The organism is Bradyrhizobium sp. ORS 278, assembly GCF_000026145.1.
Classification (GTDB): domain Bacteria; phylum Pseudomonadota; class Alphaproteobacteria; order Rhizobiales; family Xanthobacteraceae; genus Bradyrhizobium.
On record NC_009445.1, the window covers coordinates 958,873 to 981,379 of the forward strand.

The window sequence follows — 22,507 nt, forward strand, 5'->3', positions numbered from 1 at the left end:
CGGCGCCGGCGTGATAGTGGGATCCCTATGAAACGACTCAGAGCAGTGCCACGGTGGTTCGCGCGCAGGTTCGGCTACGCGCGCGCGATCTGCCTGTTGTTGCTCGTCGGCTTTGCCGCACTACGGGGGTCCGATCCTGCTCCATTGCAGGAGTTGCGCCTGCGTACCTTCGACAATTTCCAGGCCTTCAGTCCGCGTGTGAAGAGCGTTCGCCCGGTCACGATCGTCGATATCGACGAGAAGAGCGTCGCTGATCCCAAGCTCGGGCAATGGCCATGGCCGCGCACGCGGATCGCGGAGATCATCGACAGGCTGACGCGGCTCGGTGCCGTTGTCATTGCCTTCGACGTCGTGTTCGCGGAGCCTGATCGGCTGAACCCGGCGATTGCGGCCGAGACCTTTCCGAACCTCGATGAAGCGACGCGCGAAAAGCTGAGGTTGTTGCCTTCCAATGATCAGGTGCTTGCCGATGCCTTGCGTCGGTCGCGCATCGTCCTTGGCGAAACGGGCAGCAACGAGGTGCGTGCCGAACTCGACAAGACCCTGCCGGTCACGGGCGTCGCCACGATCGGCCCGCCTGCCGATGACTTCATGGAGAGCTACTCGGGGCTGCTGCGCAACGTTGCGGTGATCGAGCACGCCGCGTCCGGACGCGGGCTGTTCACGATCCCACCTGAGCGCGACGGCATCATCCGCCGCGTCCCGATGATCCTGCAGGCGCAGGACACCACGATGCTCTCGCTCAGCTTCGAGATGCTCCGCGTGGTGACCGGTGCGGACACGGTGCTCATCAGGACTGATATGGGTGGCATCACCGGCCTTCGCCTCGGCGGATTCGAGATCCCCACGGACCGCCGAGGCAGAATCTGGGTTCACTATGCTGACCATGATCCATCGATCTACGTGTCGGCCATCGACGTGCTCGAGGGGCGCGTGCCGCCGGAGAAGATCGCGAGGAAGCTGGTCCTGATCGGACCGTCCGCGATCGGCCTGAACGATATCAAGACGACGCCGGTCAATCCGACCATGCCGGGTGTGGAAGTGCATGCCCAGGTCCTCGAGACGGTCCTCACGAACTCGATCCTATCCCCGCCATTCTGGGGGCTTTCGGCCGAGTTCTTCGCGGCGGTGATTCTGGGTCTGCTCGTGATCGTGTTCGCGCCACAGCTCGGCGCTGTCACTCTCGTGCTCGTCGGAGGTCTGTTCGCCAGCGCGCTGTTCGGCGTGTCCTGGTACGCTTACACCCAGCACCGATTGCTGCTCGACTTCACCTATCCGATGGTGTCGACCACAGCGATCTATCTGACGCTGATCTTCGCGAGCTTCGTGCGCGAGCAGAGCCAGCGCCGGCAGATCCGCTCGGCGTTCGGACAATATCTGTCGCCGGCGCTGGTCGAGCAGCTCGCGCATTCGCCGGAGAAGCTGGTGCTCGGCGGCGAGGAGCGCGAGATGACGATCATGTTCTCCGACGTCCGCGGCTTCACGACGATCTCGGAGAGCTACAAGCACGATCCGCAGGGCCTCACGAAGCTGATGAACCGCTTCCTCACCCCGCTGACCAACGCGATCCTGGCTCGCAAGGGCACCATCGACAAATACATGGGCGACGCCATCATGGCGTTCTGGAATGCGCCACTCGACGACATAGGTCATCATCGCAACGCCTGCGAGGCCGCCCTCGACATGCTCGATCGGGTCGATGAACTGAATCGGGCGCGCGAGCAGGAAGCGAAGGACGGCGGCCATGTCTATATTCCGATCAATATCGGCATCGGTCTCAACACGGGCATCTGCGTGGTCGGCAACCTCGGTTCGGATCAGCGCTTCGACTATTCGGTGCTGGGTGACAGCGTCAACCTCGCGTCGCGGCTCGAGGGGCAATCCAAGGAGTACGGTTTTTCAATCATCGTTGGCTCGCAGACCGCGCTCGCGGTGAAGGACAAGCTCGCAATCCTCGAGCTCGACTTCATCATGGTGAAAGGCAAGACCGAGCCGGAGGTGATCTATGCCATCGCCGGCCGCGAGGACGTGATGTATTCCGAGCGCTTCCAGCTGTTGCGCAACCTCACGATCGAGATGCTCGCCGCCTATCGCGGCCGCGACTGGGACGAGGCGCTGGCGGCGATCGCGCGCGGCCGCAAGAAGGACGAGGCGAAGGAACTGGCGAAACTGTTCGATCTCTACGAGGCGCGGATCCGCGACTATCAGCAGAACCCTCCGCCGCCTGACTGGAACGGCGCCCACGCGCTGACGTCGAAGTAGTTGCCGGTAGGGTGGGCAAAGCGGCGCCGCAGGCGACGCGTGCCCACCGCGATGTATTGACGGTGCGGATGGACGGTGGGCACGGCGCTGCGCGCCTTTGCCCACCCTACGATTTGTCGTTGTGGCAGGCTGGACGACACACCAATGGTGTCATCCCGGCGAACGCCGGGATCCATAGCCACCGGCTTTGATTGGTGGCCGCGCTGGTCGTGGCATTAGCCAGCCCGCCAACCGCCGCCGCGGAATATGGGTCCCGGCTCGAGGCCGGAACGACGGTTCACTACTCCGCCCCGATCGTCGTCAGGTCCTGGAACCAGTGCTGGGCCTGGACGAATGTCTTCACCTTCGGCGACAGCGCGTGCGGATTGGTGTCGTGCACGACCCAGACCAGCACGGCATCATCGACGACAGCCGCATGCGCCTGCGCGATCAGCTCGTCCTGCTTGGCGGGATCGAACGTCTGCTTCGCCTCGGCGATCAGCGCATCGACCTTCGGGTTCTTGTAGCCACCCCAGTTGACGCCTGTCGGCGCGATCTGGTCGGAGGCGAAGAAGCGCACGATGGCGTAGAGCGGATCGGACGTGACATAGGCGATGTTGTTGGCGGTGATGCCGGCGTTCATCTCGTCCGCCGCGCCCTTGCGCCAGTGCGTGTACAGCGTCTCCAGCTCGACGACCTTGAAGTCGATGTCGATGCCGATCTCCTTGAAGCTCTGCTGCAGGAACTCGTTCATCGGCAGCGACAGCATCTGCCCGGTGCCGCCCTGCGCGATGATGAAGGTGGTCTTCAGCGGCTTGGCCGGCGAGTAGCCGGCTTCCTCGACCAGCTTCTTGGCCGCAGCGAGATCATATTTCAGCTCGAAGGTCGGCTTGCCGAACCACGGGCTCGACGGGTCGACCTGGCCCTTGGCCGGCTTGGCGAGACCGTTCATCAGGCCGACGACCTCGTCGCGGTTGATCGCGAGGTTGAGGGCCTTGCGGAGGCGGATGTCGGTCCAGGGCGAGCCTGGAAGAACGCTGAGATGGTAGTTCCAGACATGCGGCGTGACGTTGTCGACGAGCTTCATGCCGGCGGCCTTGAGCTGCGGCACGGCGTCCGGCGCGGGGGTCTCGATCAGATCGACCTGGCCGGCGAGCAGCGCGTTGGTACGCGTCAGCGCTTCCGGCATCGGCACCAGCACCAGCTTGTCCGTCTTCGGGATCCGGTCCTTGTTCCAATATTCGGAATTCCTTGACAGTTCCGCGAGCTCGCGCGGCACCAGTCTGGTCAGCTTGAACGGGCCGGTGCCCGAGGGCTGGCTGGCGAACTTGTCCCAGTCCTTGCCGAGCTTCTCATACTGCGCCGGGCTCGAAATCAGGAACCACAGCATCTGATAAGGAAAGAACGAGTCGACCGTCTTGGTCGTGATCTCCACGGTGGAGTCGTCGATCTTGGCGTAGCTCGCGACCGAGGGCAGCCGCGTCTTGACCTGTGCGCTCTGCCGCTTGTCGAACTGCGGTGCCTTATCGTTGAGCACCTTGTCCAGATTCCAGATCACTGCGTCGGCATTGAAGTCGCTGCCGTCGTGGAACTTGACGCCCTTGCGCAAGGTGAAGCGCCACTTCTTCTTGTCGGCGTCGTCGACCTTCCACTCGGTGGCGAGGCCGGGGATCAGCTTGCCGGGCTTGTCGGCGACGCTCATGTCCCACGCGACAAGCGGATCGTAGATCGTGTAGCCGGTAAACTGATAGGCGCCGGCGCCGCGGTCGGGCTGGCCTGTCGTGAGCGGGATGTCGGCCATCGAGATGCCGTAGCGCAGAACAGTTTCGGCGCGGGCCGCAACGGCTGAAAGGCCGAGCGCAAGAGCGGCGGCGAGCAAGGACAATTTCATACGCATCAGGGTGAAGCTCCGTGGAAACCGGATCAAATTCGATGAGCCAAACCTGCAATCCGGGTGCCAAGCCCCGCGGGATCGTTTGAGCACAAACGGTTGTGACCACGCGTCGCAGGCGTGCGATCGGGAGCATCCCTGGCATAGGCGTTGCATACTGCTGCCCAGAATTTAGCCAGCCGATATCGGAGATCTTGATCGTGCTTTTGCGTCTTGCGCCCTCAGTGACGAAGCGCGCGGCCATTGGGGCCGCGATGATGACGAGCGCCGCCATCCTCATGCTGCCGGCGACGGCCGGCGCGGAGAGCGTGCTGCGCATCGGCATGACCGCGGCGGACATTCCGCGCACGCTCGGCCAGCCCGACCAGGGTTTCGAGGGCAACCGCTTCACCGGTCTCACGATGTACGACGCGCTCACGATGTGGGACCTGTCGTCGGCGGACAAGCCGAGCGTCGTCATTCCCGGCCTCGCGACCGAGTGGAAGGTTGACGAGTCCGACAAGACCAAATGGACCTTCAAGCTGCGTCCCGGCGTCACCTTCCATGATGGCGCGCCGTTCAATGCCGACGCCGTGGTGTGGAACGTCGAGAAGGTGCTCAAGCAGGACGCGCCGCAATTCGATCCGAGTCAGGTCGGCGTCACGGCCTCGCGCATGCCGACGCTGGCGTCGGCGCGCAAGATCGACGATCTCACCGTCGAGCTCGTGACCAAGGAGCCGGACAGTTTCCTGCCGATCAATCTCACCAACCTGTTCATGGCGAGCCCGGCGAAGTGGCAGAAGCTCTATGAATCCGCGACCGGCGCCGATGACAAGGCGAAGTCGCAGGCCGCGTGGGCGGCGTTCGCCAAGGACGCCTCGGGCACCGGCCCGTGGAAGATGAGCAAGTTCACGCCGCGCGAGCGGCTGGAGCTCGTCAAGAACGAGGCCTATTGGGACAAGGCGCGCGTGCCCAAGGCCGACAAGATGATCCTGCTGCCGATGCCCGAAGCCAATGCGCGCACCGCGGCCCTGCTGTCGGGACAGGTCGACTGGGTCGAGGCGCCGGCGCCGGATGCGCTGCCGGAGATCAAGCAGCGCGGCTTCAAGCTCTACGCCAATGAGCAGCCGCATGTCTGGCCCTGGCAGTTCTCGCGCGTCGAGGGCTCGCCCTGGAACGACATCCGCGTGCGCAAGGCCGCCAATCTCTGCATCGATCGCGAGGGGCTGCGCGACGGTCTGCTGGCCGGACTGATGGTGCCGGCGACCGGCACCTTCGAGAAGGGCCATCCCTGGCGCGGCAACGTCACCTTCGAGATCAAGTATGACAAGGCCGCCGCGCAGAAGCTGATGCAGGAGGCCGGCTACGGCCCGAACAAGAAGCTCGAGGTGAAGACGCAGACCTCGGCCTCCGGCTCGGGCCAGATGCAGCCGCTGCCGATGAACGAATATCTGCAGCAGGCGCTGGCGGAGTGCTATTTCGACGTCAAGCTCGATGTCATCGAGTGGAACACGCTGTTCACCAACTGGCGCCGCGGCGCCAAGGATGCGTCGGCGAACGGCGCCAATGCCACCAACGTCACCTATGCGGCGATGGACCCGTTCTTCGCGCTGGTGCGCTTCCTGCAGTCGTCGATGGCGCCGCCGGTGTCGAACAATTGGGGCTTCATCAACAATCCGAAGTTCGATGAGCTGGTGAAGAAGGCGCGCCAGACCTTCGACCCCGCCGAGCGCGACAAGGCGCTGGCCGAGCTGCATGCCGCGTCGGTGGATGACGCCGCGTTCCTCTACGTCGCCCACGACGTCGGCCCGCGCGCGATGAGCCCGAAGGTGAAGGGCGTGGTGCAGCCGAAGAGCTGGTTCATCGACTTCTCGCCGATCTCGGTGGAGCCGTAAGGCTCCATCCTCCACTCGTCGTCATGGCCGGGCTTGACCCGGCCATCCATCTTTGACCCGTGGAGGAGACCGCGTGGATGCCCGGGTCAAGCCCGGGCATGACGACCGATAGACCCTCAAAAGGTGACTCGTGCTCTCTTATGCTGCCAGGCGGATGGTCTATGCGATTCCGATCATCATCGGCGTCGCGCTGGTCTGCTTCATGCTGGTTCACATCACGCCCGGCGATCCGCTCGTCGCGGTGCTGCCGGCCGACGCGTCGCAGGAGCTGGCGCAGCAGCTGCGCGTGGCCTATGGCTTCGACAAGCCGTTGCCGGTGCAGTTCGGGCTGTGGCTGTGGCGCGCGGTCAATGGCGATCTCGGCAGCTCGATCGCGACCGGCCGTCCCGTGCTCGCTGAAGTCCTGCGCGCTGTCGCCAACACCGTGACGCTGGCGATTGCGGCGGCCATCATCGGCTTCTCGCTCGGCCTGTTCTTCGGCCTCGTCGCCGGCTACTTCCGCGACACCTGGGTCGACAAGGTCGCGACCTCGATCGCGATCGCCGGCGTGTCGCTGCCGCATTACTGGCTCGGCATGGTGCTGGTCATCATCTTCTCGGTCGAGCTGAACTGGCTGCCTGCGGTCGGCGCTGGTCCGTCCGGCTCGGGCGCCTGGGCGTGGGACTGGGCGCATTTGCGATTCCTCATCCTGCCGGCGATCACCACGTCGGTCATTCCGATGGGCATCGTCACCCGCACGGTCCGCGCGCTGACCGGCGACATCTTGAGCCAGGATTTCGTCGAGGCGTTGCGTGCGAAAGGACTGCGCGAGCGCCAAGTGTTCCGCCATGTGCTGAAGAACGCTGCGCCTACGGCGCTCGCAGTGATGGGCCTGCAGCTCGGCTACATGCTCGGCGGCTCGATCCTGATCGAGACGGTGTTCTCCTGGCCCGGCTCGGGCCTGCTGCTGAACTCCGCCATCTTCCAGCGCGACCTGCCGCTGCTGCAGGGGACGATCCTGGTGCTGGCGATGTTCTTCGTCATCCTCAACCTCGTGGTCGACATCGCGCAGGCCGCGATCGATCCGCGCATCAAGCGGGGCTAGCGATGAGCGTGAGTTCCCCGAGCGCGATCAACGAGGCTTCGCTGCAGTCCGCGCCGGCCGCGAAGGCGCGCGGCTATTGGGCGACCGTCGGCCGTCGCATCGTCCGTGACAAGGTCAGCATGGTCTGCGTCGCGATCCTGCTGCTGATCTTTCTCTCGGCATTGCTCGCGCCTTATCTGCATCTCGCCGATCCCTATCAGGGCTCGATGATCCGCCGCCTGCGCCACATCGGCACGCCGAACTATCCGCTCGGCACCGACGAACTCGGCCGCGACATGCTGGCGCGGCTGATCCATGGCGGAAGACTGTCGCTGCTGATCGGCATCTCGCCGGTTATCCTCGCCTTCGGAATCGGTACCATGCTCGGCCTCGTCGCGGGCTATGTCGGCGGCTGGGTCAACACCATGATCATGCGCACCATCGACGTGTTCTACGCGTTCCCTTCGGTGCTGCTGGCGATCGCGATCTCCGGCGCGCTCGGCGCCGGAATCACCAATTCCATCGTGTCGCTGACAATCGTGTTCGTGCCGCAGATAACCCGCGTCGCCGAGAGTGTCACGACTGGCGTACGCAATCGCGATTTCGTCGAAGCAGCACGGGCGTCCGGTGCGAACGCATTCACCATTATGCGCGCGCACATGCTTGGCAACGTGCTCGGGCCGATTTTCGTTTACGCGACTGGTTTGATCTCGGTGTCGATGATCCTTGCTGCCGGCCTGTCGTTCCTCGGCCTCGGCACCAAGCCACCTGAGCCGGAGTGGGGCCTGATGCTGAACACCTTGCGGACCGCGATCTACGTCAATCCGTGGGTGGCGGCGCTGCCGGGCGTGATGATCTTCGCGGTCTCGATCTGCTTCAACCTGCTGAGCGACGGCCTGCGCAGCGCGATGGATATCCGGAGCTGATGCTTGCGATGGTGATGTTGTCGAACAATTGCTCGGCATCGGCGCTGTACCTCTCCCCTTGTGGGAGAGGTCGGATCGCATCGCCAGATGCAATCCGGGTGAGGGGTCTGTCTCCGCGGACACAGACCCCTCATCCGTCGCGGACTGCGTCCGCGCCACCTTCTCCCACAAGGGGAGAAGGAGCCTGCGCAGCAGCAGCGAGATCACTATCATGAACGAGCCTGCAGTTGTCACCGGTCTCGCACCCATCGAAGACCTCGGCGGCAAGGCGCAGCCGCTGCTGCGCGTCGATGGGCTGACAAAGCATTTCCCCGTCCGCGGCGGGCTGTTCGGCGCGCGCAAAACGGTGCGGGCGGTCGATGACGTGTCGTTCAACATCGGCAAGGGCGAGACGGTCGGCATCGTCGGCGAGTCCGGCTGCGGCAAGTCGACGACGGCGCGGCTGTTGATGCATCTGATGGAGCGCGATGCCGGCGAGATCATCTTCGACGGACGGCAGGTGGGCCACGAGATCAGTCTGCGCGAGCTGCGCCGCGGCATGCAGATGGTGTTCCAGGATTCCTATGCCTCACTCAATCCGCGGCTGACGATCGAGGAGTCGATCGCGTTCGGGCCGAAGGTGCACGGCATGGCGGATGGCGCGGCGCGTGCGCTGGCGCGCGAGCTGCTCGGCAAGGTCGGCCTGCGGCACGAGATCTTCGCCAACCGCTATCCGCACGAGATCTCCGGCGGACAGCGCCAGCGCGTCAACATCGCTCGCGCGCTGGCCTTGTCGCCGCGGCTCGTCATTCTCGACGAGGCGGTCTCCGCGCTGGACAAATCGGTCGAGGCGCAGGTGCTGAACCTCTTGACGGACCTCAAGCGCGAGTTCGGCCTGACCTATCTGTTCATCAGCCACGACCTCAATGTCATCAACTACATCTCCGACCGCGTGCTGGTGATGTATCTCGGCGAAGTGGTCGAGCTCGGACCGGTCGAGCAGGTCTGGGCCAAGCCGGCGCATCCCTATACGCGCGCGCTGCTTGCTGCGATGCCGTCCTCCGATCCGGACCGGCGCACCGAGCAGCCGCCGCTGTCCGGCGATCCGCCGAACCCGATCGATCCGCCGTCGGGCTGTCGCTTCCACACCCGCTGCCCATTCGCCGAGGCGCCATGCGCGAATGTTGCGCCAAGATTGACGGAGCTGGATACAATGGGCCATCAGGCCGCCTGCCATATGGCGATATCAGGTTCGGGACACAGCCGAGCGCCGGCCGCCTGAGGGCAGACACCAGCAGCGAGAAACGTCAATGACGAGACCCACGCCCCAGCAAGTCCAAGCCATCGCGGAGGCCTCCGGCCTGCCGGTCGACAAGGAGGTGGCGACGCGCATTTCCGATTCGATCGGACCGGCGTTCGACAATTTCGCAGCCATCGCCGGCACGCTGCCGTTCGATCTGGAGCCCGCGAGCTACGTCCTCGCGCAGACGCTGAAGGTAGGCCGATGAGCACGGAACCCGCTCTGATGACCTTGACGGAGGTTGCCAAGGCGATCGCCGAGAAGAAGCTCTCCTCGGTCGACGTGACGCGCTCCTGCCTGCATCGCATCGCGCAGTGGCAGCCGAAGCTGAACGCCTTCATGGCGATCGAGTCCGAGCCGGCGCTGAAGGCCGCCGCCGAGGCCGATGCGGCGCTCGCCAAGGACGGCCCTAAGGGCCCCCTGCATGGCGTGCCGCTGGCGCATAAGGACATGTATTACGAGGCCGGCCATGTCTCGACCTGCGGCTCGCTGATCCGCCGCGACTTCGTCGCGACGACCACCTCGACCGCGCTGCAGCGGCTGAAGGATGCCGGAGCGATCCGGCTCGGCACCTTGCAGATGGCCGAGTTCGCCTATGGTCCGACCGGCCACAACGCGCATTACGGTCCGGTGCACAATCCCTGGAAGCTCGGCTACGTCACCGGCGGTTCGTCATCCGGCTCGGGCTCTGCGGTCGGCGCCCGTCTGACCTTTGCCGCGCTCGGCTCGGACACCGGCGGCTCGATCCGGATGCCCGCGAATTTCTGCGGCGTCACCGGGCTGAAGGTGACTTGGGGCCGCGTCAGCCGCGCCGGCGCGATGCCGCTGTCGCAGTCGCTCGACACGGTCGGCCCGCTGGCGCAGACGGCGGAGGATTGCGCGCTGCTGCTCGGCCTGATGGCCGGTCCGGACCCCGAGGATCCGACCGCCAGCGCTGCCCAGGTGCAGGACTATGTCGCGGCCACCCAGTCGTCGATCAAGGGTCTCAAGATCGGCGTGCCCAAATCGTTCTACGTCGACGATCTCGATCCCGAGGTGGCGCGCTGCCTCGACGCGGCGATCACGGTGCTGAAGACCGAGGGCGCCGATGTCGTGCAAGTCGAGCTGCCCGACCAGCGCCAGCTCACCGCGGCGTGCCAGCTCGTGCTGGCGGTCGAGGCGGCGGCGTTCCACAAGCGCTGGATGATAGAGCGGCCGCAGGATTATGGCCCGCAGGTCCTGATGCGGCTGCAGAACGCGCTGGCCGTCTCCGGCGTCGCCTATCTCGAGGCGCTGCGCTGGCGCGGCGCCGCGCTGGCGGCGCATGTCGCGGCAACCGCAGGCGTCGATGCGATCATCGCGCCGGTGTCGCCGCTGGTGACCCCGTCGATCGCCGAGAGCGATGTCGGCGGCGCGCCCGGCGCGGAGGCCGTGATCCAGCGCATCACCCGCTTTACCCGGCCGGTGAACTATCTCGGCCTGCCGTCGCTGGCGATCCCCACCGGCTTCACGGCGACGGGGCTCCCGGTTGGCATGCAGCTGATCGGCCGCTCCTTTGACGAAGCCACCATCCTGACCATCGGCGCCGCCTTCCAACGCGCGACCGATTTCCACGCGCGGGTGCCGACGCTGTCATGAAGCGCTGTGTTGGCGAGGAACTCCGGCCACATGACGCTCAAGGCGATGCAAGAGGTCGGCCTGCGCGCGCCGGAATCGAAGCTGTCGCCTCACATTCGGTGTCGTCCCGGACAAGCCTGACGTCGCGCAGCGGCGGCAGGCGCAGAGCCGGGACCCATAGCCACCGGCGGCCGTGTGGCGACGACTCGCAGTGGCGATGGTGCCGCAAACAGCCATCGGGAGTCTGGGTCCCGGGTCGGCGCACGACGGCGCGATGCGCCGCCGTGCTGGCCCGGGACGACACCGAGTATCTGAGGAGCGCCGCACTGTGACCAACCTCGTCGAGATCTCCAACCTCTCCATCCGATTCACCGGCGAGCGCACGGTGCATGCGGTGAACGATGTCAGCCTGTCGCTCGGCGATGGCGAGGTGCTGGGGCTGCTGGGCGAGTCCGGCTCCGGCAAGAGCGTGACGATGCGGGCGCTGATGCGGTTGTTGCCGAAGAAGCGGACGCAGATCTCGGGCGGCGTGAAGGTCATGGGCCGCGATATCCTCGCGATGAGCGACGAGGAGCTGTCGCAGTTCCGCGGCCGCACGGTGTCGATGATCTTCCAGGAGCCGGGACTCGCGCTCGATCCGGTCTACACGATCGGCCGGCAGATCGCCGAGACGGTGATGCGCCACGAGGGCAAGAGCTATGCGGAGGGCACGGCGCGTGCGCTGGAGATGCTCGACGTCGTCCGCATTCCCTCGGCCAAGCGGCGCCTCGACTCCTATCCGCATGAGATGTCCGGCGGCATGCGCCAGCGCGCGATGATCGCGCTCGCTCTCGCCTGCCGGCCGAAGGTGCTGCTGGCGGACGAGCCGACGACTGCGCTCGACGCCACCGTGCAGATCCAGATCCTGCTGCTGCTGCGCGAGCTGCAGCGCGAGTTCGGCATGTCCGTCATCTTCGTCACCCACGACATCGGCGTCGCCATCGAGATCTGCGACCGTGTCGCCGTCATGTATGCCGGCCAGATCGTCGAGCAGGGTAGCTTGCGCGACATCGTCCGCCAGCCCGTGCATCCCTATGCGCGCGGCCTGCTCGCCTCGACCATCCACGGCCCCAAGCGCGGCGAGCGGCTGCAGACCATCCCGGGCACGCCGCCCTCGCTCGACCAGGCGCCGCGGAGCTGCTCCTTTGCCCCGCGCTGCAGCCTCGCCCAGCCGCGCTGTTCGGAGACGCTGCCGCCGGCCGTTCAGCTCGGGCCGCAGCGGTTGGCGCGTTGCGTCCTCGCCGGGGCGGAGAGTGTGGCGGCCACGTAACGCTTGTCCCGAAACGCGCTGCCGTCGGCACCGAACGGCTCATCCCGTGTCGAAGCGCCGCAGCCGTCTCGCTAAGGTGCGCTGGCGCGCCGGACCGTTTGTCCGCGCCGGATGAGGGCTCGCCATGCACGTATCGAACGAAGGTATTCTGGTCATCCTGTTCGTCGGCCTGATCGCGGGCTGGCTCGCCGGCAAGATCGTGCGCGGCACCGGCTTCGGCCTGATCGGCGACATCGTCATCGGCGTGCTCGGCGCCCTGGTCGCCAGCTTCCTGTTCCCGCGGCTCGGCATTCATCTGGGGACGGGGCTCGTCTCGGAAATCGTCTATTCGGCGCTCGGCGCCATCATCCTGCTGCTCGTCGTTCGCCTGGTACGGACCGGCGGACGGCTTTAAGGCCGCGAGTCCGGGCGGCTGAACATTTCCACCACCGCGCGAGACAGACCAAACACAACAGCTGATTCACGCTAAAGCTGGTGTCGTTGGACGCTTGCCATGGGAATCAGTATATTTTGCCTTGTTTGCCGCCAGTTTGTGCTTTTGATCGGCGGTCGTGCAGCTCATTTGATCAATTGAAGAGAAGGTGGTGATGGCGGCCGCACCTCACGCGAGGCAATCCGAGCTCGGCGATGCCTTGCGCGGCTGCCGCAGCGCCTTCATCGGCGTCGGGGTGATGAGCTGCATCATCAACCTGCTGTATCTCACCGGCTCGATCTTCATGCTCGAGGTCTATGACCGGGTGCTGCCGAGCCGTTCGGTGCCGACCCTGATCGGCCTCATGATCATTGCCGGTGGCCTCTACATCGCCCAGGGCGCGCTCGACATGATCCGCAGCCGCATCCTCGGCCGAATCGGCACCGCGCTGGACGAGAGCCTGAATGCGCGGGTGTTCGACACCGTGGTGCGGCTGCCGCTGTCGGCCGGCGGCCGCAACGAGGGCCTGCAGCCGCTGCGCGATCTCGACAACATCAGGAGCTTTCTCGGCAGCCAGGGGCCGGGCGCGTTCTTCGATCTGCCCTGGCTGCCGCTGTATCTGGCGATCTGCTTCGCCTTCCACGTGCTGCTCGGCGTCACCGCGCTGGTCGGCGCCATCATCCTGGTGACCCTGACGCTGGTCACCGAGTTCCTCACCCGAACGCCCGCCAAGGAGGCGATGGGCCTCGCCGCCCGCCGCAACGATCTGGTCAGTGCCAGCCGGCGCAATGCCGAGGTGCTGGTCGCGATGGGCATGACCGGGCGGATGCTGCAGCGCTGGGGTGAGACCAATGAGAAATATCTCGCCGGCAACCAGCGCGCCAGCGACGTCGCTGGCGGCCTCGGGGCGATCGCCAAGGTGCTGCGCATGATGCTGCAGTCGGCGGTGCTCGCGGTCGGCGCCTATCTGGTGATCCACCAGGAGGCCACCGCGGGCATCATCATCGCCGGCTCGATCCTGAGCGCCCGGGCGCTGGCGCCGGTCGACCTCGCCATCGCGCATTGGAAGAGTTTCGTCGCCGCCCGCCAGAGCTGGCGTCGGCTCAACCAGCTGCTGCAGACCATGCCGGACCGCGCACCGCCGACCCAGCTGCAGCCGCCGGTCGGCAAGCTCTCGGTCGAGGGCATCTCGATCGTCGCGCCCGGCGACAGCAAGGCGATCGTCCAGGATGTGAGCTTCGCATTGTCGGCGGGCAACGGTCTGGGCATCATCGGCCCGAGCGCGTCGGGCAAGTCGTCGCTGGTGCGCGCGCTGGTCGGCGTCTGGCGTCCGGTGCGCGGCCATGTCCGGCTCGATGGCGCCGCCCTCGACCAATGGTCGACCGACGAGCTCGGCCGCCACATCGGCTATCTGCCGCAGGATGTCGAGCTGTTCGCGGGGAGCGTGGCGCAGAACATCAGCCGTTTCGATCCCAACGCTTCCGCTGACGGCATCATCGCCGCCGCCAAGGAGGCCGGCGTGCACGACATCATCATCAAAATGCGCGACGGCTACGACACGCAGATCGGCGAACAGGGCGCGGCTTTGTCGGCCGGCCAGGCCCAGCGCGTGGCGCTGGCGCGCGCGCTCTATGACAATCCGTTCCTGATCGTGCTCGACGAGCCCAACTCCAATCTCGATACCGAGGGCGACGAGGCGCTGTCGCGCGCGGTCCGCTCGGCGCGGGCGCGCGGTGCGATCGTCGTCGTGGTGGCGCACCGGCCGATCGGCATCGAGGCGGTCGATCAGGTGCTGGTCATGAAGGATGGCCGCGCGCAGGCGTTCGGGCCGAAGGAGACCGTGCTCGCGCAGGTGCTGCAGCCGCGGCCCGCGGCGCCGATCAAGATCGTCTCCGAAGCCGGCGTGACGAAGTCGTGAGGAGCAGGACCGCATGAGCAGTCAGGTCATCACCGGTCCGATCCCGGGTCTGAAGCCGGAGAGCGCCAAGCAGTCGATCCGGCGCCACCTCATCGTCGGCATGGCCGTGGTGCTCGCGGTGGCCGGCGGCATGGGCGGCTGGGCCGCCACGCAGCAGATCTCCGGCGCGCTGATCGCGCCCGGCCAGATCGTGGTCGAGTCCAACGTCAAGAAGGTGCAGCATCCGACCGGCGGCGTCGTCGGCGAGCTCCGCGCGCGTGATGGTGATGTCGTCAAGTCTGGCGACATCGTCGTCCGGCTCGACGACACCGTGACCAAGGCCTCGCTCGCCATCGTCACCAAGAATCTCGATGCGCTGCAGGCGCGCGCGGCCCGGTTAGAGGCGGAGCAGCGCGGCTGGGCCAAGATCCTGTTCCCGCAGCAGCTGTTGGAGCGGATGAGCGATCCCGACGTCAAGAGCCTGACTGCGAGCGAGACCAAGCTGTTCGAGGTCCGTGTCAACGGTCGCATCGGCCAGAAGGCGCAGCTGCGCGAGCGCGTCGCCCAGCTCAGCGAGGAGATCGAAGGGCTCTCGGCGCAGGTCGCCGCCAAGGACCAGGAGATCGCGCTGGTGCAGAAGGAGCTCGACGGCGTGCGCCAGCTCTACGAGCAGCACCTCGTGCAGCTGTCGCGTTTGACGACGCTGGAGCGCGACGCGGCCCGCCTCAATGGCGAGCGCGCGCAGTACATCGCCGCCCGCGCTCAGGCCAAGGGCAAGATCAGCGAGACCGAGCTGCAGATCATCCAGGTCGACAAGGACATGGTGAGCGAGGTCTCCAAGGATCTGCGCGAGACCACCGACAAGATCGGCGAGTTCGTGGAGCGCAAGGTCACCGCCGAGGACCAGCTCCGCCGCGTCGATATCCGCGCGCCGCAGGACGGCATGGTGCTGCAGTCCTCGGTGCACACCGTCGGCGGCGTGATCACCGCCGGCGATACGATCATGCTGATCGTGCCGCAGAGCGACGATCTGCAGGTCGAGGCCAAGGTCAATCCGCAGGACATCGACAAGCTGCAGGTCGGCCAGAAGACCTTGCTGCGGCTGTCCGCCTTCAACCAGCGCACCACGCCAGAGCTGAACGGCGTCGTCAGCCGCGTCTCGCCCGACGTCACCACCGACCAGCGCACCGGCCAGAGCTACTACACCATCCGCGTCTCGATGCCGCCCGAGGAGATCGCGCGTCTGGGTGACGTCAAGCTGATCCCGGGCATGCCGGTCGAGGCCTTCGTCCAGACCGGCGACCGCACCGTCATCTCCTATCTGATGAAGCCGCTGCACGACCAGCTGATGCGCGCGTTCCGGGAGAAGTGAGGGCGGCGGCTGCTCGCTGGGCTCACATCCGGCGCCTCACATTCAGTGTCATCCCGGCGAACGCCGGGGTCCATAACCACAGGCAGTTGTTGGCTTGCGCGAAGGTCAATGCTCAGCCTGCCACAAGCGAGATCACGCGGTATGGATCCCGGATCGGCGCCCGCCGCCGCTTCGCGCCGGCGAGCTTGTCCGGGACGACGCCGTTGGTGGAGCGAACTGCGTGCCTTACCCTCCGCTGTCATCCCCGCGCACGCGGGGATCCATAACCACCGGCGGACGTTGGTTTGCGCAGCAGGTCGACGCTCAGCCTGCCACAAGCGAGATCACGCGGTCTGGGTCCCGGATCGGCGCCCGCCGGCGCTGCGCGTCAGCGGGCTTGTTCGGGACGACAGCGGTTCATGCGTCGAGATGCTTGAGCAGCAGCTCCAGCGCGCTCTTCGCGAATAGCTGCATGTTGGCGAAGCGGTCGGTGCGGCCGCTTTCCAGCGTCACCACGGCTGATGCCGTGCCGGCGACGGCGAAGCAGGCGTGGCCTGCCGCGTCGCCATAACGGTTGCCGGTGGGGCCGGCGGCGCCGGTCTCCGACAGGCCCCAGTCGGTGGCGAAGCGCGACTTGATCTGCCGCGCCAGCAACTGCGCATAGGGCTCCGACGCGGAGCGGATGCCCTTCATCGCTTCGTCCGGAATGTCCATCAGCAGGCGTCGCGCGTCGCGCGTATAGACCACGGCGCCCCCGAGGAAGTAGGCCGACGCGCCGGGCACCGCAAGCAGTGCGGCGGCGATGAGCCCGCCAGCGGACGACTCCGCGACGGCAATGGTCTGCTTGCGCGCGATCAGCCGGGCGGCGACCTGCTCGGCAACGACAATCAGTTCATCCATCACAGACCTTGCTCCCGCTCCGGCCGCAAACAAAAAGGGCGGCATCGGATGATGCCGCCCTTGGCGTCAACAAACAAGCCGATCAGGCCGCGGCAGGCTCGCGCGCCGCCACCGCCTGCTGGCCGCCGCGATAGACGGTCAGCGCGGCGATGATGCCGAGCGCGGCGGCGAACATCAGCCAGAAGCCGGGCGAGGCCTTGTCGCCGGTCTTCTCGATCAGCCAGGTCGCTGCGAACGGCGTGAAGGTACCGAACAGTGCGGCTGCGAGCGCGAAGGCCAGCGAGAAGCAGGTGGTGCGGACATGCGCCGGCACGATCTCGACCAGCGCGCCGAGCATGGTGCCGCTGTACATGCCGAAATAGAACGAGAACATCATCTCGACCGCCAGCATCTTGCCGAAGGTCGGTGCCGACACCAGCCAGCTCAGCGCCGGATAGGCCGTCAGCAGTGACAGCACGGCGATTCCGATCAGTACCGGCTTGCGGCCGATACGGTCGGACAGCGCGCCGCCGACCGGGTTCCAGATGAAGTTGGTGACGGCGACCAGCAGCGTCACAAGCAGTGCATCGGCGGTCGAGAGCTTCAGCACGGTCTTGCCGAAGGTCGGCGTGTAGACGGTGACGAAGTAGAACGTCGTCGTGGTCAGGATCGCGATCATCATGCCGAGCAGCACGATGCGCCAGTTGGCGAGTGCCGAGGCGAATACCTCGCTGGTGGTCGGGTGCTTCTTCATCGCCAGGAACGCCGGCGTCTCCTCCAGCGTGCGGCGCAGGAAGAAGATCAGCGGAATGATCAGGCAGCCGACGAAGAACGGGATGCGCCAGCCCCACGCGGTCACGGTCGCCGCCGGCATGGATTCGCTCAGGAGATAGCCGAGAATGGAGGCCACGAAGATCGCGACCTGCTGGCTCGACGATTGGAACGAGGTGTAGAAGCCGCGATTGCCGGGCGTGGCGATCTCCGACAGATAGACCGACACGCCGCCGAGCTCGACGCCGGCCGAGAAGCCTTGCAGCAGGCGGCCGAGCAGGACGATGATCGGCGCAGCGACGCCAATGGTCTCATAGGTCGGGCAGAACGCGATCACGACAGTGCCGGCGGCCATGATGCCAAGCGTCACGATCAGGCCCTGGCGGCGGCCGATCTTGTCGATATAGGCGCCGAGCACGATCGCTCCGACCGGGCGCATCAGCGCGCCGAGCCAGAACACGCCGAACGTGTTGAGCAGCGACGCCGTCTCGTCGGTGGACGGGAAGAACGCCTTGCCGATCGCGGCCGCATAGAATCCGAACAGGAAGAAGTCGAACTGCTCGAGGAAATTGCCGCTGGTGGCGCGCAGGATCGCGCCGATGCGCGACTTGATGGTGGCCGGCTGCTGGATGGGGGTCGATGACACGCGAGAAAACTCCTACCGTCGAGTGGCTCGTGCGGAAGAACTTCTGCGCCGGCCGATGAGAAAGGGTGTGGCAATCTGCCACGCGACATCGTGCCGGCCAATAGATTTGACGCCAAATCCTTAAGGCGGAAGGGGATTCAACGAGACGTTCTTCTGCTGCGCCGCACTCTTGAGCCATTGCCGAAACGCCTTGAGCTTCGGCGGATCGGTGCGCGCCTCCGGCGTGACCAGATAGAAGCCGGCGTCGCTCGGGAGCATCATCTCGAACGGAACCACGAGGCGCCCCTTGGCGATATCGTCCTGGACGTAGGCCGTGCGCCCGATCGCGACGCCGAGTCCGTCGATCGCCGCCTGCACGGTCATCAGCGACAGGTCGAAGCTCAGCCGGCTCTGCCGGGACATCTCGACAGGCAGGCCCGCTGCCGTCAGCCAGAGCCGCCAGTCGTCGTCATAGCCACCGCTCGCCTGCAGCAGCGTGTGATGCGCGAGGTCCTCGGGGCTGCGCAGCGGCTTGGTTCCCTGCAGCAGCGCCGGGCTGCACACCGGAAACAGCTCATCAGCCATCAGCCATTCCGCACGCACCGCTGGCCAGTGGCCGCGGCCGTAGCGAATGGCGGCGTCGACATCGTCCTTGCGGAAATCGACCAGCCCGGTCGAGGTGGTGATGCGGACGTCGATGGTGGGATGAGCTTCCTGGAAAGCCGTCAGCCGCGGCAGCAGCCATTTGGCGGCGAGCGAGGCGATGGTGGAGACGGTCAGCACCTTGGCGTTATCCTTCCGCACCAGCCGCTCGGTCGCCAAGCGCAGATCGTCGAAGGCGGCCCGCACCAGCGGAAGATAGTCGCGGGCCTGCGGCGTCAGCGCGAGGCTGCGGTTCTGGCGCAGGAACAGGCGGATGCCGAGCTCGTCCTCCAGGCGCTTGATCTGATGGCTGATGGCCGTCTGCGTGACGTTCAGCTCGGAGGCGGCGCGGGTGAAGCTCAGATGCCGCGCCGCGGCCTCGAACGCCCGCAACCCATTCAGCGACGGTAGCCGCGCCATCCGCGTCTCCTTCATTCATGAGCTTATTTCATCCGAAACGGTAATAAATGTCGTTTGTAGATGAAAGGCAAGCCCTCGATATTGCAGCTTCACGCTTTATCAGGAGGCTTTCATGTCCCTTTACGTCTCCTCGTCAATGACGAAACATCATGGCCCGGGGTTCTGGTCCGGCGTTGCCGAGCTGCTGGCGGCCTGGCGCTTCCGGCATCGCACCCGCCACGAGCTGGCGCAGTGGTCGGAGCGGGACCTGCACGACCTCGGCCTCTCCCGCAGCGATATCGCCGCCGAGATCGACAAACCGTTCTGGCGGGCCTGAGCCCCTCACTCGGCCCGCCCCGCCGGCGCCGCTCCGCGATGGGAGCCGCGCCGGCACCTCTTTTCCCAGGAGCCCGCCATGCCGACGCCCGCTGTCGCCGCCTCCGCTGTCGGAGCGGATGTCATTCACACGCGGCGCGGTGACGAGGTGCGTCTGTGCTTTGTGACACCGGCCGACGCCGACGCGCTTCAGGCCTACATCCGCGCGCTGAGCCCGCGCTCGCGCAGCAGGCGCTTCCTCGGTGCGCTCAGCGAACTGCCGAAAGCCGTGCTCGATGATTTCGTCGCGCTCGGCCGCAACGACCGCTATAGCCTGGTCGGCATGATGGAGCACGACGGTGTCGCCCAGATCGTGGCCGAAGCGCGCTATGCGCTCGACCGCGCCACGGGCCGTGTCGAGTTCGGCCTCTCGGTGCAAGACCGCTGGCACGGCCACGGCATCGGCCCGGCGCTGATCGCAGAGCTGGAACGTCGCGCCCGCGCGCTTGGCGGCCTGACGCTGTCAGGCGACGCGCTTCGCACCAACGACGTGATGATCGCGCTCGTCCGCAAGGCGGGCTTCACGATCCAGCCGCATGCGGATGATTGGACGCTGGTGAGATTCGAGAAGGGGTTGAGCCGTGCGCTCTCACCGGGGCACGCCATGCCGACGGTTGCACGCGTTTGACATGACGATTGTCATGCCCCGCGAAGGCGGGCCATCCAGTACGCCGCGGCCTCACCGCATCTTGAGCTATCAGTCGCGTTTGCGGGATCGTCCGGCCAAGGCCGGGCGATGACGGCTGCTATGAGGCAAAGACCTGTCCGCGTCATTGCGAGCGCAGCGAAGCAATCCAGAGTCCTTGCTCGGTCCTGGATTGCTTCGCTGCGCTCGCAATGACGAGGCGAGAGTGGGGCTCGAACCGGCCTCGTCGGCAGCGGTTCGTGGGGTGGGAAAAGCGCGTTCACGGCTTCCGCGTGACGTGCTGTCGGCGCGCCGTGCCCACCGTCCCTCAGCCAGCGCGCGGCGCCAATGGTGGGCACGTCGCCCCGCGTGATGCTGCGCGTCCCGCGGCTTGTCTTTGCCCATGCTACAGAACATCAACCCTCAGAACGTCTCCACCCAGGGACGCAGCTCCATCTCCCAGCTCCAGGCGCTGCGCGGCTGCTGCAGCACGCTCCAATAGCTGGCGGCGATCGCATCCGGATCGAGCATCGAATCCGGCCGCTCGGCCGGCTCCTGCCGCGCCGCGCTCCTGATGCCGCCGTCGATGACGAAATGCGCGACGTGGATGCCTTGCGGCGACAGCTCGCGGGCCATGCTCTGGGCCAGGCCGCGCAGCGCGAACTTGCCCATCGCGAATGGCGCCGATTGGGCGTATCCCTTCACGCTGGCCGAGGCGCCGGTGAACAGGATGGCGCCGTGCTTGTTCGGCAGCATGCGCTGCGCCGCCTGCTGCGCCACCAGGAAGCCGCCGAACGCGCTGACGGCGATCGCGTTCTGCACATCGGCCGGGACGAGATCGGTGAGCGGCCCGCGCGCCCGGGCGCTGGCATTGTAGACGACGAGATCGGGCTCGCCGATCTCGCGCGAGACCAGGCCGAACAGCCGCTCGACCTCCTCCGGATTGGTGGCGTCGCACGGATAGGCACGGGCGCCGGTCTCGCTGCAGATCGCGCCGAGCTTCTCGGTCTTGCGCGCGGCCAGCGCGACGCGGATCTTCTCGCGCGCGAACAGCCGCGCCAGCGAGGCGGAGAGCCCTTCGCCGGCGCCGACGATCAAGGCGATCTTGTAGGCTGGGATGTCCATGAGGCATGTCCTTGAAAGATGCTTGGCAAAGCGTCCGCGGCCCTCAAGCTAGTGCAGCCAAGGCCAACTGCCCACCACCCATCCCCACAATTTTGCCTGAGATCAGGCCGGGCGCGGCTGCAGGGCGGCGAGGCAGCCGATCTCCTCCAGCACGACGTCGAGCCGGCTGCGGTCGTGCAGGAAGGCGTATTTCGAGCGCAGCATGGCGAGCGAGCGCGCATGATATTTCTGCGGCTTCTGCGTCCACACGACATCGCCGAGCTGGACGCTGAATTGATCGCGGTTCTGCGCGATCGCCTGCTCGTTGGCGAGCGACCACGGCATGAACAGCGCGCCGACCTGTCGGGTCAGGATCGGCATTAATGTCAGCGACAATTCCGGCCACAGCTCGAACGCCCCTTCGCCGCGCGGCCACAGCATGCGATGGATCCAGGCCAGCACATGCGGGGCGCGGCCTTCGATCAGGGCGCCGGCGGTCGGATCGGTCCACAGCTCGTAGAACTGGCCCCACAGCCCGAAATCGCCATAGGCCGGCCTTGCGCCGAACAGATAGGGCCGCAGCGCAAGATGCCGCTCCAGCAGGTCGAGCATCTCGACGAAGCCCTGCTCGATCTGCGGCGCGTTGGCCTCGTTGGAGCCGACATAAGCGAGGCGCTCGACCATGCGCGCGCGGATCTTCTCCGACAGCCGGGCGATATCGGCGTCGGCGGTCTTCGGCGCGACCATGCGGGCGATGCGCCCGGCCGAGGCGCGCTGGTCGAGCTCGCCGGCCCAGCGATAATGGAACATCCATTTGTTGCCCCACTCGTCGCCGAACTCCTCGATCAGAGCGGAGATGAAGCTCGTCAGCACGTCGCCGGGATGGACCGACGGCTCCGGGAACGCGAGCTCGAGCGCATCGATGATCGGCGTCGAGTCCTGCATCGGCGCCTCGTCGGGCGCGACCACCAGCGGAATGATCGGCAGCTTGGCGTGGCGGGAAAACTCCGTCTCGGTTTCCGCGCTGCGCAATATCCAGTGATGCGGAATACCCTTGTAACGCAGATACGATCGCACCTTGACCGAATAGGGCGACATCTCCGCCCCGAAGATGCGATAAACCTCCGTCGGCTGATGGGTCATGGATCTGCTCCCGGTTCGGCGCGAGCCGTGCCTGTTGTGTATCCGATCAGGCGCAACCTGTCGAAGAGTCCGTAAGAAGACTGGCGCAAACGAACGAGGGCTTAC

General features: G+C 66.1%; 19 protein-coding genes. 13 read left to right on the top strand and 6 right to left on the bottom strand.

Going from position 1 to position 22,507, the window contains the following annotated elements; translation table 11 throughout:
* The first annotated feature begins 27 nt into the window (after positions 1 to 27).
* Positions 28 to 2,262 carry a CHASE2 domain-containing protein gene (locus tag BRADO_RS04200; RefSeq protein ID WP_011924072.1) on the top strand — a complete coding sequence of 745 codons (2,235 nt, stop codon included), beginning with the start codon at positions 28 to 30 and terminating at the stop codon, positions 2,260 to 2,262.
* A gap of 280 nt (positions 2,263 to 2,542) precedes the next feature.
* Here the strand turns inward: BRADO_RS04200 and BRADO_RS04205 are convergent, their stop codons facing one another.
* The gene (locus BRADO_RS04205; protein WP_041756081.1) at positions 2,543 to 4,138 is read right to left on the bottom strand and encodes an ABC transporter substrate-binding protein; all 1,596 of its coding nucleotides are present in this window, start codon (positions 4,136 to 4,138) and stop codon (positions 2,543 to 2,545) included.
* A 248-nt stretch (positions 4,139 to 4,386) separates the two neighbouring features.
* On the opposite strand from BRADO_RS04205, the gene BRADO_RS04210 reads away from it, so the two are divergent.
* The 10 genes from BRADO_RS04210 (at position 4,387) to BRADO_RS04255 (ending at position 15,860) form a co-directional block, all read left to right on the top strand.
* Positions 4,387 to 6,006 carry an ABC transporter substrate-binding protein gene (locus tag BRADO_RS04210; protein WP_244422965.1) on the top strand — a complete coding sequence of 540 codons (1,620 nt, stop codon included), beginning with the start codon at positions 4,387 to 4,389 and terminating at the stop codon, positions 6,004 to 6,006.
* Between the two features lie 130 nt (positions 6,007 to 6,136).
* Positions 6,137 to 7,090, top strand: a complete 954-nt coding sequence (locus BRADO_RS04215; protein ID WP_011924075.1) for an ABC transporter permease — start codon at positions 6,137 to 6,139, stop codon at positions 7,088 to 7,090.
* Positions 7,091 to 7,092: 2 nt separating this feature from the next.
* On the top strand, positions 7,093 to 7,995 hold the full coding sequence (locus tag BRADO_RS04220; protein WP_041756082.1) for an ABC transporter permease: 903 nt from the start codon (positions 7,093 to 7,095) through the stop codon (positions 7,993 to 7,995).
* A gap of 211 nt (positions 7,996 to 8,206) precedes the next feature.
* Positions 8,207 to 9,256: an ABC transporter ATP-binding protein gene (locus tag BRADO_RS04225; RefSeq protein ID WP_011924077.1), complete on the top strand. Its 1,050-nt coding sequence runs from the start codon at positions 8,207 to 8,209 to the stop codon at positions 9,254 to 9,256.
* A gap of 28 nt (positions 9,257 to 9,284) precedes the next feature.
* Positions 9,285 to 9,482, top strand: a complete 198-nt coding sequence (locus BRADO_RS04230) for a hypothetical protein (RefSeq protein WP_011924078.1) — start codon at positions 9,285 to 9,287, stop codon at positions 9,480 to 9,482.
* Positions 9,479 to 10,891: an Asp-tRNA(Asn)/Glu-tRNA(Gln) amidotransferase GatCAB subunit A gene (locus BRADO_RS04235; protein ID WP_011924079.1), complete on the top strand. Its 1,413-nt coding sequence runs from the start codon at positions 9,479 to 9,481 to the stop codon at positions 10,889 to 10,891. Before BRADO_RS04230 ends, BRADO_RS04235 begins: the two co-directional genes overlap by 4 nt.
* Before the next feature lie 307 nt (positions 10,892 to 11,198).
* On the top strand, positions 11,199 to 12,179 hold the full coding sequence (locus tag BRADO_RS04240; RefSeq protein ID WP_011924080.1) for an ABC transporter ATP-binding protein: 981 nt from the start codon (positions 11,199 to 11,201) through the stop codon (positions 12,177 to 12,179).
* 124 nt (positions 12,180 to 12,303) lie between these two features.
* Positions 12,304 to 12,573, top strand: coding sequence for a GlsB/YeaQ/YmgE family stress response membrane protein (locus BRADO_RS04245; RefSeq protein ID WP_011924081.1), 270 nt, complete (start codon positions 12,304 to 12,306; stop codon positions 12,571 to 12,573).
* A gap of 193 nt (positions 12,574 to 12,766) precedes the next feature.
* Positions 12,767 to 14,509: a type I secretion system permease/ATPase gene (locus BRADO_RS04250; RefSeq protein WP_041756083.1), complete on the top strand. Its 1,743-nt coding sequence runs from the start codon at positions 12,767 to 12,769 to the stop codon at positions 14,507 to 14,509.
* Positions 14,510 to 14,522: 13 nt separating this feature from the next.
* Positions 14,523 to 15,860: an HlyD family type I secretion periplasmic adaptor subunit gene (locus tag BRADO_RS04255; protein WP_011924083.1), complete on the top strand. Its 1,338-nt coding sequence runs from the start codon at positions 14,523 to 14,525 to the stop codon at positions 15,858 to 15,860.
* A gap of 396 nt (positions 15,861 to 16,256) precedes the next feature.
* On the opposite strand, the gene BRADO_RS04260 is transcribed toward BRADO_RS04255, so the two are convergent.
* The 3 genes from BRADO_RS04260 to BRADO_RS04270 form a co-directional block, all read right to left on the bottom strand.
* The gene (locus tag BRADO_RS04260) at positions 16,257 to 16,739 is read right to left on the bottom strand and encodes a CinA family protein (protein WP_011924084.1); all 483 of its coding nucleotides are present in this window, start codon (positions 16,737 to 16,739) and stop codon (positions 16,257 to 16,259) included.
* Between the two features lie 82 nt (positions 16,740 to 16,821).
* Positions 16,822 to 18,135, bottom strand: coding sequence for an MFS transporter (locus tag BRADO_RS04265; RefSeq protein WP_011924085.1), 1,314 nt, complete (start codon positions 18,133 to 18,135; stop codon positions 16,822 to 16,824).
* 120 nt (positions 18,136 to 18,255) lie between these two features.
* A complete protein-coding gene (locus BRADO_RS04270) occupies positions 18,256 to 19,176 on the bottom strand; it encodes a transcriptional regulator GcvA (RefSeq protein ID WP_011924086.1) in 921 nt (306 codons plus the stop codon).
* A gap of 112 nt (positions 19,177 to 19,288) precedes the next feature.
* Here BRADO_RS04270 and BRADO_RS04275 point away from each other — a divergent pair, with 112 nt between their 5' ends.
* The gene (locus BRADO_RS04275; RefSeq protein ID WP_041756084.1) at positions 19,289 to 19,492 is read left to right on the top strand and encodes a DUF1127 domain-containing protein; all 204 of its coding nucleotides are present in this window, start codon (positions 19,289 to 19,291) and stop codon (positions 19,490 to 19,492) included.
* Between the two features lie 78 nt (positions 19,493 to 19,570).
* On the top strand, positions 19,571 to 20,158 hold the full coding sequence (locus BRADO_RS04280) for a GNAT family N-acetyltransferase (protein ID WP_041756085.1): 588 nt from the start codon (positions 19,571 to 19,573) through the stop codon (positions 20,156 to 20,158).
* 420 nt (positions 20,159 to 20,578) lie between these two features.
* On the opposite strand, the gene BRADO_RS04285 is transcribed toward BRADO_RS04280, so the two are convergent.
* Positions 20,579 to 21,280 carry an SDR family NAD(P)-dependent oxidoreductase gene (locus BRADO_RS04285; RefSeq protein ID WP_011924089.1) on the bottom strand — a complete coding sequence of 234 codons (702 nt, stop codon included), beginning with the start codon at positions 21,278 to 21,280 and terminating at the stop codon, positions 20,579 to 20,581.
* Between the two features lie 102 nt (positions 21,281 to 21,382).
* A complete protein-coding gene (locus BRADO_RS04290; protein WP_011924090.1) occupies positions 21,383 to 22,402 on the bottom strand; it encodes a glutathione S-transferase family protein in 1,020 nt (339 codons plus the stop codon).
* Between the last annotated feature and the right edge of the window lie 105 nt (positions 22,403 to 22,507).

Excerpts from the sequence above, each read along its gene's own strand:
- BRADO_RS04200 (WP_011924072.1), top strand. The coding sequence starts at position 28 with ATGAAACGACTCAGAGCAGTGCCACGGTGGTTCGCGCGCAGGTTCGGC.
- BRADO_RS04250 (WP_041756083.1), top strand. The coding sequence starts at position 12,767 with ATGGCGGCCGCACCTCACGCGAGGCAATCCGAGCTCGGCGATGCCTTG.
- BRADO_RS04290 (WP_011924090.1), bottom strand. The coding sequence starts at position 22,402 with ATGACCCATCAGCCGACGGAGGTTTATCGCATCTTCGGGGCGGAGATG.
- BRADO_RS04255 (WP_011924083.1), top strand. The coding sequence starts at position 14,523 with ATGAGCAGTCAGGTCATCACCGGTCCGATCCCGGGTCTGAAGCCGGAG.
- BRADO_RS04220 (WP_041756082.1), top strand. The coding sequence starts at position 7,093 with ATGAGCGTGAGTTCCCCGAGCGCGATCAACGAGGCTTCGCTGCAGTCC.
- BRADO_RS04245 (WP_011924081.1), top strand. The coding sequence starts at position 12,304 with ATGCACGTATCGAACGAAGGTATTCTGGTCATCCTGTTCGTCGGCCTG.
- BRADO_RS04205 (WP_041756081.1), bottom strand. The coding sequence starts at position 4,138 with ATGCGTATGAAATTGTCCTTGCTCGCCGCCGCTCTTGCGCTCGGCCTT.
- BRADO_RS04225 (WP_011924077.1), top strand. The coding sequence starts at position 8,207 with ATGAACGAGCCTGCAGTTGTCACCGGTCTCGCACCCATCGAAGACCTC.
- BRADO_RS04280 (WP_041756085.1), top strand. The coding sequence starts at position 19,571 with ATGCCGACGCCCGCTGTCGCCGCCTCCGCTGTCGGAGCGGATGTCATT.
- BRADO_RS04210 (WP_244422965.1), top strand. The coding sequence starts at position 4,387 with ATGATGACGAGCGCCGCCATCCTCATGCTGCCGGCGACGGCCGGCGCG.
- BRADO_RS04230 (WP_011924078.1), top strand. The coding sequence starts at position 9,285 with ATGACGAGACCCACGCCCCAGCAAGTCCAAGCCATCGCGGAGGCCTCC.
- BRADO_RS04285 (WP_011924089.1), bottom strand. The coding sequence starts at position 21,280 with ATGGACATCCCAGCCTACAAGATCGCCTTGATCGTCGGCGCCGGCGAA.
- BRADO_RS04235 (WP_011924079.1), top strand. The coding sequence starts at position 9,479 with ATGAGCACGGAACCCGCTCTGATGACCTTGACGGAGGTTGCCAAGGCG.
- BRADO_RS04270 (WP_011924086.1), bottom strand. The coding sequence starts at position 19,176 with ATGGCGCGGCTACCGTCGCTGAATGGGTTGCGGGCGTTCGAGGCCGCG.
- BRADO_RS04260 (WP_011924084.1), bottom strand. The coding sequence starts at position 16,739 with ATGGATGAACTGATTGTCGTTGCCGAGCAGGTCGCCGCCCGGCTGATC.
- BRADO_RS04275 (WP_041756084.1), top strand. The coding sequence starts at position 19,289 with ATGTCCCTTTACGTCTCCTCGTCAATGACGAAACATCATGGCCCGGGG.